The following is a 14269-nucleotide window of genomic DNA, read 5'->3' as shown; positions in this document are numbered from 1 at the left end:
TCACCTGCGCCGTAACACCCGGACAAAGAACGGCGTTCCCACAGCCGAGCTTCCGAGCCCAGCCTTCACTCGGCTTCACCTCCTGCGCGGCGGGACGACGTCGGCGAAGATCTCGAAGCTCTTCCACTTGGGCTCCACCGGCTGGGTCCCCGCCTGCGGCAGGTACGGCGAGGCCGTCTGGCCTTCGAGGTTCGGGATATAGCGCGGGCAGTTCGGGAAGATGTCCCTCGGCGTCACCTTCACCAGGAGCTGGGCGCCGGGAATGTCGGCGATCAGGGGATCGTCGGCGACCACCTCGGCCCGCCCGTTCACCCGCAGCCGGCGCGGCGCCTCGCTCATGGTCATGAACAGCAGCCCCACCTGCGGATTGGCGGCGATGTTGCCCAGGCTCTTGAACATGCCGTTGCCGTCGTAGTCGGGAAACACCAGCAGGTCCGGCGCCAGCACCCGCACGAACCCCGCCGGGCCGCCCTTGAACGAGCAGTCCGGCCGCCCCTCGGCGTCGGCCGTCGCCAGGAAGAAGAAGCCGAGCGAGGCGACGAAGGCCGCATCGTCGTCGTTGAACCGCTCGCGCCGCAGCTTCTCCTCGAGCCGGTCGGCGAGCGCGCGGCTGCCGAAGGCGTCCTGCAGCGCCCGGTTGCCCTCGTGGAACATCGGCGGCCTCCTCCCTATCTGCCTCGAAGCTGACCACCTTCCCCGCCGCGCGCAAAGGGCCTGTTTGAAGCCTATGCCCAGTGACGGTAGAGAAGCGGTCCCTTCTCTCCGAGGTTCGATTTGCGACTTCCCCAGGCCAGGCTCGACCAGGTTCTCGACCGCTTCCGCGAGGTCGAGGCGCGCATGGGCGCGGCCTCCGACGGCGCCGAGATCGTCCGCCTGTCCAAGGAGCACGCCGAGCTGAAGCCGGTGGCCGAGGCCGTGCAGACCCTGGAGCGCGCCCGCGCCGAGCTGCCCGAACTCGAGGAGATGGTCTCCTCCGGCGACAAGGAGATGGCCGAACTCGCCGAAGGCGAGCTGATCGTCCTGAAGGACCGGCTCCCCGAGCTCGAGCGCCAGGTCGCCCTGCTGCTCGCCCCCAAGGACAAGGACGAGAACGCCTCGGCCATCCTCGAGGTGCGCGCCGGCACCGGCGGCGACGAGGCGGCCCTGTTCGCCGGCGATCTCTTCCGCATGTACCAGCGCTACGCCCAGAACCACGGCTGGCGCGTGGAGGTGGAAAGCGCCTCCGAGGGCGAGATGGGCGGCTACAAGGAGATCATCGCCTCGATCACCGGAGACGGCGTGTTCGGCCGGCTGAAGTTCGAGAGCGGGGTCCACCGGGTCCAGCGCGTGCCCGCCACCGAGGCGCAGGGACGCATCCACACCTCGGCCGCCACGGTCGCCGTGCTGCCCGAGCCGGAGGACATCGACATCGAGATCCGCGACCAGGACATCCGGATCGACACCTACCGCTCCTCCGGCGCCGGCGGCCAGCACGTCAACAAGACCGACTCCGCGGTGCGCATCACCCACCTGCCCACCGGCATCGTGGTGACCTCCTCGGAGAAGTCGCAGCACCAGAACCGGGCCCGCGCCATGAAGGCCCTGCAGGTCAAGCTCTACGACCAGCAGCGCGAGGCCGCCCACACCGCCCGGGCCGAGAGCCGCAAGGCCCAGGTGGGCTCGGGCGACCGCTCCGAGCGCATCCGCACCTACAACTTCCCGCAGGGGCGGGTCACAGACCACCGCATCAACCTGACGCTCTACAACCTGCCCAAGATCATCGAGGGCGAGGCGCTGGACGACGTCATCGAGCCCCTGATCGCCGAGGACCAGGCCGCGCGCCTGGCCGCGCTCGAGGAAGAGCTCGCGTGAGCGGCCTCGTCGCCGGCCTCTTTCGCCACCCGGTGAAGGGCTTCACGCCCGAGCCGCTGCAGGCGGTCGACCTGGCGCCCGGCCAGGGCTTCCCGGGCGACCGCATCTACGCCGTCGAGAACGGCCCCTCGGGCTTCGACCCCGACGCGCCGGCCTTCGTGCCGAAGCAGAAGTTCACCGTCCTCGCCGCCCTGCCCAAGGTCGGCCTCGTCCGCACCCGCTACCATGACGCCTCGGGCGAGATGGAGGCCAGCGCCCCCGGCGCGGCGCCCTTCTTCGGCAAGCTCGCCGAGGAGGCCGGCCGCGCCGCCTTCGCCGCCTGGCTGACTGCCTTCCTGGGCGAGGAGGCCACCGGTCCGCTGAAGGTGGTGGCCGCGCCCGATCCCTGGCGCTTCACCGACCATCCGCTCGGCCAGGTCTCGATCATCAACCTCGCCAGCGTCGCCGACCTGTCGCGCCGCATGGGCGTCGAGCTCGATCCCCTGCGCTTCCGCGCCAACCTCTATGTCGAGGGCTGGCCCGCCTGGGCGGAGAACGACTGGACCGGCCGGCGGCTGATGCTCGGCTGGGGCGAGGCCGAAGTCTTCAAGCCCATCGTCCGCTGCGCCGCCACCGAGGTGAACCCGGCCACCGCCGAGCGCGACGCCCAGATCCCCAAGGCCTTGTTCGACGCCTTCGGCCACATGAACTGCGGGATCTACGTGCGCATGACCAAGGCGGGCCGCCTCGGCCTCGGCGACGCCGTCACCATCCCGCAGGCGGAAGGCGCCGCGCAGGAGGCGTTGGCGTGACCTCCCTCCTCCAGGCCTGGCAGGGCGCCAAGCAGCGCCTCGAGAAGGCCGGCCTCGCCGGGCCGGTGATCGACGCGCGCCTGCTCGTCGAGGCTGCCGCCGACTGCACCCGCCTCGATATCGTCACCGATCCCTACCGCCAGCTCACGGCCGAGCAGGAAGCCACGCTCGCCGACTACCTGGCCCGCCGCGAGCACCGCGAGCCCGTCAGCCACATCCTCGGCCGCAAGGGCTTCTGGAAGATCATGCTGCAGGTGAACCACAACGTGCTCACCCCGCGGCCGGACACCGAGACCGTGGTCGAGCTGGTGCTCCGCGACTTCCCCGAGCGCGCGCCCTGGTCGGTGCTCGACCTCGGCGTTGGTTCCGGCGCCATCCTGCTGGCGATCCTCGCCGAGCGGCCCGCCGCCAAGGGGCTGGGCGTCGACATCTCGGAGGAGGCCCTGGCGGTCGCCCGCGACAACGCCGCCCACCTCGGCCTCGCCGGCCGCACCGCCCTCCTGCGCGGCGACTGGACCGAGGGCCTGGCGTCCGAGAACTTCGATCTCGTGGTGGCCAATCCGCCCTACATCGCCAGCGAGGTGATCGAGACCCTGGAGCCGGAAGTGCGCCAGTGGGAGCCCCGGCTCGCCCTCGACGGCGGACCGGACGGCCTAGCCGCCTACCGCGACCTCGCCCCTGAGATCCTGCGCGTGCTGAAGCCCGGCGGCCGCTTCGCGGTGGAGATCGGTTACGACCAGAAGGAGGCCGTCGAAGAGCTCTTCCGGGCGGCCGGCGCGCTGGACGTGAAGACCTTCCGCGACCTCGGCGATCGGGACCGGGTTGTCGCGGGTGCGAAAAAGCCCTTGGAAACGAAGGCCTGACTCGCTACTTAAGTCCTGTCTCCACCCAATCGCCGGCTTCAGGTTGACGCGTCCGCCCCGGACGTCGAAGGCCACCCCGGCAGGCGCGACGCCCCGAACAGGGCCTTTCGCCGAACAGCTTCCGGGCGGAAGACGGGGAACACTTCGCGACTTCAACAAGCCACGGGCCGCCGCCCGATCCCGCAAAGGCCAGGCCGACCTCCTGTGAGGTCGCTCGGGGAAGAGCCAGACGAACGGTCACAAGATAAATGAGAGATTTCAAGGGTATGAAGCGCCAGCGTGGGCGCAATCGCGGCGGTGGCGGCAAGCCTCAGCAGAACGCGAACCGGGCGTTCGATTCCAACGGTCCCGAGGGGATCAAGGTCCGCGGCAACGCCCAGCACGTCTTCGAAAAGTATCAGCAGCTCGCCCGTGACGCCGCCTCCGCCGGCGACCGCGTGCTCGCCGAGAACTACCTGCAGCACGCCGAGCACTATTTCCGCCTGCTGCGCGCCATCCAGCCCCAGCGCCCGGCCAGCGAGATTCTCGGCCGCGACCAGTTCGCCTCCGGCTTCGACATCGATTTCGAGGACGAGAGCGGCGCCCAGGCCCAGCCCGAGGTTCCCGACGAGGCCGAGGCCGGCGAAGAGGGCCAGGAGGCCCGCGACCGCGGCGGCTGGCAGGACCGTCCCCGCGAGGAGCGCCGCGACCGCGACGACCGTCCGCGTGAAGGCCGCGACCGCGATCGGGGCCGCGACCGCTGGCGCGAACGCGACGAGCGCCGGGATCGCGATCGCGATGACCGCCCGCGCGGCGACCGCGACGAACGCCGTGACCGTGACGACCGCCCCCGCGACGACCGTTCCCGTGACGATCGCCAGCGCGATGACCGGCCCCGGGATGAGCGTCCCCGCGATGATCGACCCCGCGACGATCGCCCGCGTGACGATCGCCCGCGTGACGAGCGTCCCCGCGATCGTGACCGGGACCGCGACGAACGTCGCGACCGCTACGAGCGCCAGGACCGCGACCCGCTGGCGGTGGTCGAGCCGCAGGCCCAGCCGCTGGTCGAGGATCGTCCCGCCGCCGTGCTGCGCGACGCCGAGGGCGGCGAGAGCCACGCCCCCGCCTTCCTGCAGCAGTCCGCCAGCCGCCCCGAAGCGGGCGCCGAGGACGAGGCTCCGGCCCGCCGCCCCCGCCGCCGCCGCGCCCCGCGCACCTTCGAAGGCGACGGCGCGCCGAGCAGCGAGTCCGAGGAAGCCTAAGAGAACCTTCTCCCCTTGCGGGAGAAGGTGTCGGCCGCAGGCTGACGGATGAGGGGTCGCGCCGCGGCCCCTTTTTCGTTGTTCAGCGCTCGTCCTTGTTCAGAACGTCTTGCTGACGCCGACGAACACTCCGCGGCGCGGACCCCACTGGGGCGCCCCGACGCCGACGCCCGAGCCGTCGCGGATCTGGTACTTCTCGTCGAAGGCGTTGATCAGGTCACAGCGCACCGTCAGCGGCCCGCCCTTCAGCTCGATGTCGTGGCTCACCGCCAGATTCACCTGGGTGTAAGCCGGCAGGTGGCCGGAGTTCGGCGCCGCGCCGGCCGGCGTCGCCCGCAGGCCCGAGCCGTAGATCACATCCCCCGACAGCCGCGTCTCGCCCAGGCGATAGGCCGCTCCGGCCGAGGCGGTGATCGTCTGGTCGTGGTCGAGGTGGATCCAGTGGCCCTGGATATAGGCGAGTTCGTCCGGATCGAAGTTGAACTGGCTGGAGACGATGCCGCGGCCCTCGGCCTGGGAGAGCGCCAGGTTGCCATAGGCCGACAGCGGCCCGCGCGTGTAGTTGGCGCTCAGCTCGACGCCCTTGGCGTAGCCTTCCCTGTAGTTGAACGGGGTCAGGATGATCGGCGCCCCGAACTGGCCCTCGTCCAGCAGGTTGCGGCTCTTCTTGTAGTAGGCGTCGGCGCCGAGGGTGAGGCCGCCGAGCTTCTGCTCCACGCCGAGGTCGAAATAGTGCGAGCGCTCGGCGCGCGGCGCATCGTTCAGGGTCCCCGGCGGCTCGGCGGTGGTGCCGGCGAACCGGGCGATGGTCTGGCTCGCCACCAGCTCGAAGGCCGGCGGCGTGAAGTAGCGCGCATAGCCCAGGTGCACGCTGGTCCCTTCGGCGGGGGTCCAGACGAGGTTCACCCGCGGCGAAAGCTGGCTCTCGGTGCGGAACGCCTCGACCTCGTCGAAGCGCAGCCCGTAGTTCAGCGTCAGGGCGTCGGCGATCTTCCACTCGTCCTGCAGGAAGACCGAATAGGTTGTGGCCGTGCGGCGCCCGTTGTCGACGATGGTCAGCGGCTGGTCGGAGGTCTGCACGCCGGCGGCGTCCACCGGCAGCACCTGCGCATTCGTCTTGCTGGTCGTGCGGTCGTGCTGGAGCACGAGGCCGCCACGCACCGTGTGCGCATCGTTCAGATTGTAGACGCCCTCGAGCTGCAGCCCGAGCGCCAGGTCGGTCTTGCGGGCCGCCTGTGCGATGCCGTTGTAGAGCAGCTCGCCCTGCCAGTCGGGCGAGTAGCGCAGCGCCGAATAGCGGGTGAAGACCGAGGCCTGGCCGGTGAACCTCTCGGTCGAGCGCTGGTAGGTCCCGATGGCGTAGGTCGTCCCCTCCCGCTGGCGCTCGTTTAGCCGGGCGCTCGGGAACGCGGTCTGGCCGCGCACCGTCAGGCCGAGGTCCGGCTGCAGGCCGGGGGTGTTGGGGATCTCGAACGACTGCTGGGAGGTGCCGACGATGGCCGAGACCCGGCTCTCGTCGTTCAGGATGTGGTCGAAGTAGCCGAAGCCCTGCAGCTGGTCGGAGTGGTCGTGGACCGGCCGGGCGCTGCCGTCGGGGCTCTCGATGCCGACGTCGGTGCCGGTGTAGCTCAGCGAGCCGAAGGCGCTCGAGCGGCCGAACGAGCCGCCATACTCGGCGCTCGGCGTGATCACGCCCGCGCCGCCGCCGTAGAGCGAGGCCTCGCCCTCGGTCTTGAAGCCGCTCTTGGTGGTGATGTTGATGATGCCGGCGGTGCGCAGGCCGTACTGCGCCGGCAGTGCGCCGGTGACGAGCTGGATCGACTGGGCCAGGCGCGGCGACAGCGTCTGGCCGAACACCTGCAGGCCCTCGGGCAGGATGACGTTGTTCAGCCGGTACTGGATGTTGCCGTGGTCGCCGCGCACGTGCAGCTGGCCAAAGCTGTCCTGCGCCACGCCCGGCGCCTGCAGGACCACCTGGTTGAGCTGGGTGTTGGCGCCGCCCGGCAGGTTGGTGATGAACGCCTTGGGCAGGACGTAGCTCGTGGCCCCCAGCGACGGCTCGATGGCCGAGCGCGCCGCGTCGAGCCGCTGGGCCGTGACCACCACCTCCGAGACCTGGCCCGTGTCGCTGACGGCCTGCGCGTGGGCGGCCGATGCGGCGAGCGAGACCGTGCTCGCGGCCGCCAGGAGGAGGAGCTTCGGCGACATGAATGACCTCGGGATACGCAGGCGGAAACGCAGGAAGTGTCCGGGGAGGAACTTGCGGTTGTGGTGTTATGAAATAACATAACGCGTCGTCAAGCCTGTTGCCGCTTGGCGTATCGCGGGTTAGCTGGAAAGCCATGCACACGGCCACGTGCCAGCACGACGACCACGTCCATCCGGGGCTGAAGGGCCACGCCCTGCGCCATGCCCTGGTCGAGGCCGAGCGCCGTTGCGGCGAGATCCAGGAGCGCCTGACCTCGCCCCGCCGGCGTGTGCTGGAGCTGCTGCTGGAGGCCGACGCCCCGTTGAAGGCCTACGACCTGATCGCCGCCTTCGGGGCCAGCGGCGAGCCCGCCAAGCCGCCCACCGTCTATCGCGCCCTGGAGTTCCTCGAGCGCCTCGGCTTCGCGCACCGTATCGAGAGCCTCAACGCCTACGTCCCCTGCCGGCGCGAGGGCGAGGGCCACCAGGCCGCCTTCCTGATCTGCGACTGCTGCGGGGCGGCCGAGGAGTTCGAGCCGGACTTCTCCGCCCAGCGCGCCGCGGCCGAGGCGGCCGGCTACGAGGTCACCACCATCACCCTGGAAGCGCGCGGCCTCTGCCCGGCGTGCCGGCGCGCGTGAGCGCGGCTGAACCGGCCCTCGCCGGCGCGCGTTGACCCGACCCATGCGCAGACAGATCTTCCTCGATTGCGACGGGGTCTTGGCCGATTTCGACAAGGGCGCCGAAGCCATCCTCGGCCTGCCGCCCGCCCAGTTCGAGAAGCGCTACGGTTCGGGCGAATTCTGGAAGCGGCTGGCGCGCACCGCCGACTTCTTCGGCTCCCTGCCGCTGATGCCCGACGCCATGGAGCTCTACGAGGCGGTCCGCCACCGGAACCCCGTGATCCTCACCGGCATGCCGCGCGGAAACTGGGCCGAGCCGCAGAAGCGCCGCTGGGCCGCCCGCCACTTCCCGGACGTGCCGGTGATCACCACCATGGCGGCCCTGAAGCACGAGCACCGGCATCCTGGCGACGTGCTGGTCGACGACCGCGACAAGCACCGCCACCTCTGGGAAAACGAGGGCGGGATCTTCATCCACCACAAGGACGCGAAGCGCTCGATCGAGCAGCTCCACGCCCTCGGGTATCTCTAGCCGCTACCAGAAAAGGCCGCGGACCACCTGCACGACACGGCCGGTGAAGTCGTCCACCAGCAGGGCGTCGTCGCCCACCCGCACCCAGTCGTAGCCGTAGGGCGGGGCCGGCAGATCGTAGGCCCACCAGTCCCACAGCACATACTCCGGCCCGTACCAGGTCGGCGGCAGGATGTCGCCGAAGCTCCAGACGTGCACGTAGAAGTGCGGCGGACGGCGATAGGCCGGCGCGCGGAAGCGGCGATGGCTCTCGTAGGCGTGAGGCCAGACGCCGGGGCGCCATTGCGGGCGATCGCGGTGGTCGCGGTCACGGGCGTGCTCGCGATCCCAGCGGCCGCCGTCGCGCGGGTCTCCACGCCGGTCGCCCTGGCGGTCCCTCTGCCAGTCGCCCTGCCTGTTCTGGTCGCGGTCGCGATCGCGGTCCCACACCCCGCCGGGCGCGCCGTCGTGGGTGCGGCGGTCGGACTCGCGGACATGCTCGTTGGGCCGCCGCGGCTCGGGCCGGCGCTGATCCTCGACGCCCGGCGTGCGGCCGCCGTTGTAGCGGCGCCAGTCGCGCAGCTCCTGCCGATCCTCCTGGTCCGCCCGGTCCGGCCCGGAAAGGCCCTGGCTGGTGTCGTCGCCCTCGGTGTCCCTCCAGCGGCCGGGATGGCGCGCCGCGCCGCCGTCGTTCTGCGGCCGGCGCGGCCCTTCTGTGCGGACGCCGGGACCGAAGCTGCGCGGCTCGCGCGCCTGGGGCGCGGCCTGGGGCTGCGGCGGCGCGGGCGGCTGGGCCGGCGCCTGGACCTGAGGCTGCGGCCGGAAGCCCTGGGGCTGCTGCTGCTGCTGCTGCTGCTGCGGCCGCACGTGCTCCTGGCCGTGCGGACGGAAGGGCCGGTCGCCGCGGTCCTCGCGGCCGGTCTGCTCCTGAGCCAGGGCCGCGGTGGCGCTGCCCGCCAGCAGCAGGGCGGCCAGGGATGCGATCTTGGCGGCCGCGATCTTGGTCTTCATCTCTCTTCGAACCTCGTGAGGCCGGTTCTCGGGCTCACAAAAACGTCCTCTCGGCCACCAGACCTGCGCCAGTTCGGCTGAACCGGGCTTGAACGAGCCTGCGACTGCACCAACTGTGCCGTCCAGCCTGACCGGAGCCGCCCGTGACCGCCACGCCCAACGACATCCTGCACTTCTGGCGCGAAGCGGGCCCCAAGCAGTGGTTCAAGAAGTCGGCGAAATTCGACGCCGCGATCCGCCTGAAGTTCGAGCCCGTCCACCACGCCGCCGCCCGCGGCGAGTACGACGCCTGGGCCGGCGCCGCCGAGGGCGCGCTCGCCCTGCTCATCCTCCTCGACCAGTTCCCCCGCAACCTCTACCGCGGCTCGGCCCATTCCTACGCCACCGACCCCAAGGCCCGTGCGATCGCCCGCGCCGCCGTCGGGCAGGGCTTCCACAAGGAGGTCGAGGCCGAGCTCGTCCCCTTCTTCTTCCTGCCGTTCGAGCATTCGGAGGATCCGAAGGACCAGGCCGAGTCGGTGCGCCTGTGCGCCGCCCATGCCGACGCCGACACGCTGAAGTGGGCCGAGATCCACCGCGACATCATCGACCGCTTCGGCCGCTTCCCGCACCGCAACGCCGCCCTCGGCCGCGTCACGACGCCCGACGAGCAGGCCTTCCTCGACGACGGCGGCTTCGCGGGCTGAAGCTGGGGACGATTGGCCGGAGGCTGTGGAGCGCGACCCTGCGCCCTCTGTTCGCGAATCACTTGCTGGGCGACCCTCATCGCCAATGAACGCCCACGTCGCCATCGCCGAGCGCCCCGAGGCCGCCCAGGATCATCCCGAGCGGCAGTACCTCGACCTCCTGGCCGACATCCTGGCCAACGGCGTCCAGCGCGGCGACCGCACGGGCACCGGCACGCTCGGCGTCTTCGGCCGCCAGATGCGGTTCGACCTTGCCAAGGGCTTCCCGCTCCTCACCACCAAGAAGCTGCACCGCAAGTCGATAATCCTGGAGCTGCTGTGGTTCCTGCGCGGCGACACCAATGTCCGCTGGCTGCAGGAGCGCGGCGTCAGCATCTGGGACGAATGGGCGGATGAGCAGGGCGAGCTCGGCCCGGTCTACGGCAAGCAGTGGCGCTCCTGGACCGCGCCCGACGGCCGCGTCATCGACCAGATCGCCGGCGTCGTCGAAAGCCTCAAGACCAACCCGAATTCGCGCCGCCACATCGTCTCGGCCTGGAACCCGGCCGACGTCGACGACATGGCCCTGCCGCCCTGCCACTGCCTGTTCCAGTTCTTCGTCGCCCCAAGCGAAACAGGAGGCGGCAAGCTCTCCTGCCAGCTCTACCAGCGCTCGGCCGACGTCTTCCTCGGTGTGCCGTTCAACATCGCCAGCTACGCCCTGCTCACCCTGATGATGGCCAAGGTGACGGGCTACGAGCCGGGCGAGTTCGTCCACACCCTCGGCGACGCGCACCTCTACCTGAATCACCTCGACCAGGCGCGCGAGCAGCTCGGCCGCGAGCCCCTGCCCCTGCCGACTTTGCGGGTCGCCGACAAGCGCGACCTCTTCGCCTTCGAGTACGAGGACTTCCAGCTCGAGGGCTACAAGGCCCACCCGAGCATCTCGGCCCCCATCGCGGTTTGATGGCCTCCGAGCACAATTCCCGCTACGGTTGATCCCGCCGCGCCACGCGGCCATGGGGGGAATTGAATGAAACGCTTCGCTATCGCGGCCATTGCCGCCGCCGTGCTCGCCCCTGCCGTGGCGTGGGCCGGCCCCTATTCGGACGATTTCGGGAAGTGCCTGGTCGCCTCCGCGTCGCCGAAGGATCAGACCACCCTCGTGCAATGGCTCTTCGCGGCTGCCTCAGCCAATCCTGACTTGAAGGCGCTGTCCACGGTCACCGAAGCCCAGCGTGACGCCTACAACAAATCCGTCGTCGAGCTCTTCGAGCGCCTCATTCTGAAGGACTGCCGCACGCAAACCATCGCCGCGATGAAGTACGAAGGCCCCGCCGCCTTCGACTACGGATTCCAGCTTCTCGGTCAGGTCGCAGGGCGCAACATGCTCTCCGAGCCGCACGCGCTCGCCCAGATGAACAAGCTCGGCGCCATGTTCGACAAGTCGCAGTTGGAAGCGATCTTGCGCGAAGCTGGGGTGCCGACCGGCAAGTGACCGACGCCTAGCCGAGGTCGCGGTTCAGCACCTTGGCCAGCCGCAGCGAGGCCTTGACCAGCCGCTCGCGCACGATCGGGGCCGCGCCCTTCAGATAGCTTTCCGGCAGCGCCTGCTTGCCAGCCACCTTGCCGCAGGCCGGCGGCGCGGGAAGCTGGCCGTAGGCATAGGTCCTGGCCAGGTCGAAGCTCTCGCTCACCCAGTCCTCGACCTCGCCGCCGGACCAGGCCTTGGCCTTCGCCCTCATCAGCGGCCGGAGCTGGTCGTCGGCCTTGGCCGGATCGGCGCCCAGCGCCGAGCGCACCACGTCGTCGTCCCAGACGAGGTGCAGGTTCTTGCTGAGGGCCTGACCTTCCACCTTGCCTTCGACGGCGACGAACCACCCGCCGTCGTCGACATGGTCGGCGGTGTGCAGCGGCTGGTGCAGGTCGGCGATGAAGTGCACCAGCTCCTCGAGCGCCAGCAGCCGCTCGGTCGCGGGCCGCGCCTTGTCCTTCAGCACCGTCTCGGCGCGGGGGACCTCGGCGGTGACGCACTTGCCGTCGGCGCAGGTCAGCTTCGGGTCCGGCTTCTCGCACAGCGCCCGGTGCTCGTAGTGGAACGGGGCCAGGTAATCGAACCGCTCCTTCAGCGGCCGCACGCAGTCGGCCCAGACGCCGACGTCCTCGGGCGTCGCCGCCGGACAGGAGGGCGTCGCCTGCCCGGGCGCGGCCTTCATCAGGGCGTCGTAGGCGGCCTTCGCCTTGGGCGTCAGCTGCTCGTAGGCGAGGCGGGCGACGATCTGGTGCCCCTCGTTGGTCCAGGCGAGCGCGGGCGCCGGCAGGAGCAGAAGGGCGAGGGCGGCGGTGAGGGCGATGCGGCGCATGCCCTTTCTATAGCGGCCGCCCGGTGACGCTGCCACGCCGTCCGGCTAGAACCGGCCCATGGCTCACGTGATCCTCACCGCCGGCCCGATCGCCCGCGACCGCAACGGCGTCATCGGCAAGGACGGCGCCCTGCCCTGGCGGCTGAAGTCCGACATGGCGCTCTTCAAGGCGCTCACGATGGGCAAGCCGGTGATCATGGGCCGCAAGACCTGGGAGAGCCTGCCGAAGAAGCCCCTGCCCGGCCGCACCAACATCGTCCTGACCCGCGACCAGAGCTACGAAGCGGCGGGCGCGGTGGTCGTCGAGGACTTCTCCGAGGCCGTACAGATCGCCCGCGAGCAGGCCGCCGAGGACGGCGCCGAGGAGGTCTGCGTGATCGGCGGCGCCTCTCTCTTCGAACTGGCGCTCGCCAAGGCCCAGCGCCTCTACCTCACCGAGGTCGACGCCGACGCCGAGGGCGACGTCACCCTTTCGCCGATCGACGAGAGCCGCTGGCGCGAGGTGCGCCGCGAGCACCACCCGGCCTCCGAGACCGATCAGTACGCCTTCACCTTCCGGGTGCTGGAACGGCGCTGAAGCCTCTTCCCATTCCGCCACGTCGCACGGCTATAGTCGCGCCCAACCGATCAACGATAACGAACCGGGAGAGAGACCGCCGCCATGGATATCCAGCTCGTCACCGAAGGCCTCGAATTCCCCGAGGGCCCGATCGCCATGGCCGATGGCTCGGTGATCCTCACCGAGATCAAGGGCCAGCGCCTGACCCGCGTCTATCCGGACGGGCGCAAGGAGAAGGTCTGCGACGTCCCCGGCGGCCCGAACGGGGCGGCCATCGGCCCGGACGGCGCGATCTGGATTACCAACAACGGCGGCTCCTTCGAATGGCTGGACAACCAGGGCCTGGTGATCCCCGGCCCGACGCCGCCCTCGCACACCGGCGGCTCGCTGCAGCGCTATGACTTCAAGACCGGCAAGCTCGAGACCGTCTACGATTCCTGCGAGGGCAAGCGCCTGATCGGGCCCAACGACCTCGTCTTCGACAAGCAGGGCGGCGTCTGGTTCACCGACCACGGCTGCTCCACGCCGGAGGGCAAGAAGTACGGCGGCCTCTACTACGCCAAGACCGACGGCAGCATGATCAGCCGCCAGCGCGACCACCTGATCTCGCCCAACGGCGTCGGTCTCTCGCCGGACGAGAAGGTGGTCTATGTGGCCGACACCAACCTCGGCCGGCTCTGGGGCTTCGACATCGCCCAGCCGGGCGTTCTGACGCCGCCGCCGGGCTTCGCCCCGGGCCGGGTGATCTGCAACCTGCCGGACTACCAGCTCCTCGACAGCCTCGCCGTCGAGGCCTCGGGCAAGGTCTGCGTCGCCACCATCATCAACGGCGGCATCACCGCCTTCGACCCGAACGGGACGACCGAGCACTTCCCGTTCCCGGACCTGATCTGCACCAACATCTGCTTCGGCGGCGACTACATGATGGACGCCTGGATTACCGCCTCCTCCACCGGCAAGCTCTACAAGTGCCGCTGGCCGCGTCCGGGCCTGAAGCTCAACTTCAACGCCTAGACGTCGCCCAGGGCCGCCCGCCGCCGTTCCAGGCTCTCGGGCGGCCATTCTCGCCGCATGTCGTAATAGACCTCGAAGACCCGCGCCCCCTCCGCCAGCCGCACCCACGGCAGCTTGGAGCGGGTGAAGATGTGAACGTCCGGCTCCAGCGCGCCGCGGTCGTCGAGCGTCGTCGCCCGCACGAAGCGGATCGCCGGCCGCCGGCCGTAGTCCGACCACAGGGCCGTGCCGCAGGCCTCGCAGCGGTGGATGTCGTGCGGCCACCCGGAGTCCGTCGGCATCGGATAGGCGCTCGTCCTGCCCTGTTCGATCACGATGCGGTCGGTCTCGATCAGGGCGTTGGCGGCGAACGCCGAGCCGGCCTGCCGCTGGCAGTCCTGGCAGTGGCAGCAATGGACGAACATCGGGCCCGACGTCAGCCGGTACCGAACCGCGCCGCAGGCGCACCCTCCGGTGAATTCGCTCATGGGGTTCAACCTAGGCCCGTCCTGCTGCCAGCATGATGTCCGCAAGGGTCCGCTTTCACAAACTTGACGCCCACGTCATTTTCTTGACTCCCCGCCTCAGGCAGATCATCGTTCGGGTTT

The 14269-nt window shown here is 70.2% G+C and carries 16 protein-coding genes; 11 read left to right on the top strand and 5 right to left on the bottom strand.

All coding sequences use genetic code 11. The annotated features are described in order from the left end of the window. Positions 1–75: 75 nt before the first annotated feature. Positions 76–654 (bottom strand): pyridoxamine 5'-phosphate oxidase family protein, encoded by a 579-nt coding sequence (locus DJ017_RS08585; RefSeq protein ID WP_111528327.1) that lies wholly within the window; start codon positions 652–654, stop codon positions 76–78. A gap of 120 nt (positions 655–774) precedes the next feature. Here DJ017_RS08585 and prfA point away from each other — a divergent pair, with 120 nt between their 5' ends. The 4 genes from prfA (at position 775) to DJ017_RS08565 (ending at position 4749) form a co-directional block, all read left to right on the top strand. After that, entirely contained in the window at positions 775–1851 is a 1077-nt protein-coding gene (gene prfA, locus DJ017_RS08580; protein ID WP_111528326.1) for a peptide chain release factor 1, read from the top strand. Further along, positions 1848–2642, top strand: a complete 795-nt coding sequence (locus tag DJ017_RS08575) for an MOSC domain-containing protein (RefSeq protein WP_111528325.1) — start codon at positions 1848–1850, stop codon at positions 2640–2642. The genes prfA and DJ017_RS08575 overlap by 4 nt, the downstream gene beginning before the upstream one ends. Continuing rightward, the gene (prmC, locus tag DJ017_RS08570; protein WP_111528324.1) at positions 2639–3505 is read left to right on the top strand and encodes a peptide chain release factor N(5)-glutamine methyltransferase; all 867 of its coding nucleotides are present in this window, start codon (positions 2639–2641) and stop codon (positions 3503–3505) included. The genes DJ017_RS08575 and prmC overlap by 4 nt, the downstream gene beginning before the upstream one ends. Before the next feature lie 248 nt (positions 3506–3753). Further along, the gene (locus tag DJ017_RS08565) at positions 3754–4749 is read left to right on the top strand and encodes a DUF4167 domain-containing protein (RefSeq protein WP_111528323.1); all 996 of its coding nucleotides are present in this window, start codon (positions 3754–3756) and stop codon (positions 4747–4749) included. Between the two features lie 99 nt (positions 4750–4848). Here the strand turns inward: DJ017_RS08565 and DJ017_RS08560 are convergent, their stop codons facing one another. Continuing rightward, positions 4849–6957, bottom strand: coding sequence for a TonB-dependent receptor (locus DJ017_RS08560; protein WP_111528322.1), 2109 nt, complete (start codon positions 6955–6957; stop codon positions 4849–4851). 134 nt (positions 6958–7091) lie between these two features. Here DJ017_RS08560 and DJ017_RS08555 point away from each other — a divergent pair, with 134 nt between their 5' ends. After that, complete coding sequence (locus DJ017_RS08555; RefSeq protein ID WP_111528321.1) at positions 7092–7577, top strand: Fur family transcriptional regulator; 486 nt, start codon at positions 7092–7094, stop codon at positions 7575–7577. A gap of 43 nt (positions 7578–7620) precedes the next feature. After that, entirely contained in the window at positions 7621–8091 is a 471-nt protein-coding gene (locus tag DJ017_RS08550) for a 5' nucleotidase, NT5C type (protein ID WP_111528320.1), read from the top strand. Between the two features lie 3 nt (positions 8092–8094). On the opposite strand, the gene DJ017_RS08545 is transcribed toward DJ017_RS08550, so the two are convergent. Further along, a complete protein-coding gene (locus DJ017_RS08545; RefSeq protein ID WP_111528319.1) occupies positions 8095–9081 on the bottom strand; it encodes an RcnB family protein in 987 nt (328 codons plus the stop codon). A 143-nt stretch (positions 9082–9224) separates the two neighbouring features. On the opposite strand from DJ017_RS08545, the gene DJ017_RS08540 reads away from it, so the two are divergent. From DJ017_RS08540 to DJ017_RS08530, 3 genes are all read left to right on the top strand, one after another. Continuing rightward, positions 9225–9767, top strand: a complete 543-nt coding sequence (locus DJ017_RS08540) for a DUF924 family protein (RefSeq protein WP_111528318.1) — start codon at positions 9225–9227, stop codon at positions 9765–9767. Positions 9768–9852: 85 nt separating this feature from the next. Further along, the gene (locus DJ017_RS08535; protein WP_111528317.1) at positions 9853–10713 is read left to right on the top strand and encodes a thymidylate synthase; all 861 of its coding nucleotides are present in this window, start codon (positions 9853–9855) and stop codon (positions 10711–10713) included. A gap of 66 nt (positions 10714–10779) precedes the next feature. Next, on the top strand, positions 10780–11244 hold the full coding sequence (locus DJ017_RS08530; RefSeq protein WP_111528316.1) for a hypothetical protein: 465 nt from the start codon (positions 10780–10782) through the stop codon (positions 11242–11244). 7 nt (positions 11245–11251) lie between these two features. Here DJ017_RS08530 and DJ017_RS08525 read toward each other — a convergent pair whose 3' ends face one another. After that, the gene (locus tag DJ017_RS08525) at positions 11252–12109 is read right to left on the bottom strand and encodes a S1/P1 nuclease (protein WP_111528315.1); all 858 of its coding nucleotides are present in this window, start codon (positions 12107–12109) and stop codon (positions 11252–11254) included. A 58-nt stretch (positions 12110–12167) separates the two neighbouring features. Between DJ017_RS08525 and DJ017_RS08520 the strand changes: the two genes are divergently transcribed. Continuing rightward, on the top strand, positions 12168–12686 hold the full coding sequence (locus DJ017_RS08520) for a dihydrofolate reductase (protein WP_111528314.1): 519 nt from the start codon (positions 12168–12170) through the stop codon (positions 12684–12686). 84 nt (positions 12687–12770) lie between these two features. After that, the gene (locus tag DJ017_RS08515; RefSeq protein WP_111528313.1) at positions 12771–13682 is read left to right on the top strand and encodes an SMP-30/gluconolactonase/LRE family protein; all 912 of its coding nucleotides are present in this window, start codon (positions 12771–12773) and stop codon (positions 13680–13682) included. Here DJ017_RS08515 and DJ017_RS08510 read toward each other — a convergent pair. Then, the gene (locus tag DJ017_RS08510; protein ID WP_111528312.1) at positions 13679–14149 is read right to left on the bottom strand and encodes a GFA family protein; all 471 of its coding nucleotides are present in this window, start codon (positions 14147–14149) and stop codon (positions 13679–13681) included. The genes DJ017_RS08515 and DJ017_RS08510 overlap by 4 nt on opposite strands. Positions 14150–14269: the final 120 nt, after the last annotated feature.

Origin of the sequence: Phenylobacterium soli (genome assembly GCF_003254475.1) — a bacterium.
GTDB classification, from domain to species: Bacteria; Pseudomonadota; Alphaproteobacteria; order Caulobacterales; family Caulobacteraceae; genus Phenylobacterium; species Phenylobacterium soli.
This window is presented reverse-complemented; position numbering and strand designations above follow the sequence as displayed.

What these genes read in the sequence shown, in the direction of transcription:
- DJ017_RS08585 (WP_111528327.1), bottom strand. Translation starts at nt 654, where the DNA reads ATGTTCCACGAGGGCAACCGGGCGCTGCAGGACGCCTTCGGCAGCCGC.
- DJ017_RS08565 (WP_111528323.1), top strand. Translation starts at nt 3,754, where the DNA reads ATGAGAGATTTCAAGGGTATGAAGCGCCAGCGTGGGCGCAATCGCGGC.
- DJ017_RS08560 (WP_111528322.1), bottom strand. Translation starts at nt 6,957, where the DNA reads ATGTCGCCGAAGCTCCTCCTCCTGGCGGCCGCGAGCACGGTCTCGCTC.
- DJ017_RS08555 (WP_111528321.1), top strand. Translation starts at nt 7,092, where the DNA reads ATGCACACGGCCACGTGCCAGCACGACGACCACGTCCATCCGGGGCTG.
- DJ017_RS08550 (WP_111528320.1), top strand. Translation starts at nt 7,621, where the DNA reads ATGCGCAGACAGATCTTCCTCGATTGCGACGGGGTCTTGGCCGATTTC.
- DJ017_RS08545 (WP_111528319.1), bottom strand. Translation starts at nt 9,081, where the DNA reads ATGAAGACCAAGATCGCGGCCGCCAAGATCGCATCCCTGGCCGCCCTG.
- DJ017_RS08535 (WP_111528317.1), top strand. Translation starts at nt 9,853, where the DNA reads ATGAACGCCCACGTCGCCATCGCCGAGCGCCCCGAGGCCGCCCAGGAT.
- DJ017_RS08530 (WP_111528316.1), top strand. Translation starts at nt 10,780, where the DNA reads ATGAAACGCTTCGCTATCGCGGCCATTGCCGCCGCCGTGCTCGCCCCT.
- DJ017_RS08525 (WP_111528315.1), bottom strand. Translation starts at nt 12,109, where the DNA reads ATGCGCCGCATCGCCCTCACCGCCGCCCTCGCCCTTCTGCTCCTGCCG.
- DJ017_RS08520 (WP_111528314.1), top strand. Translation starts at nt 12,168, where the DNA reads ATGGCTCACGTGATCCTCACCGCCGGCCCGATCGCCCGCGACCGCAAC.
- DJ017_RS08515 (WP_111528313.1), top strand. Translation starts at nt 12,771, where the DNA reads ATGGATATCCAGCTCGTCACCGAAGGCCTCGAATTCCCCGAGGGCCCG.
- DJ017_RS08510 (WP_111528312.1), bottom strand. Translation starts at nt 14,149, where the DNA reads ATGAGCGAATTCACCGGAGGGTGCGCCTGCGGCGCGGTTCGGTACCGG.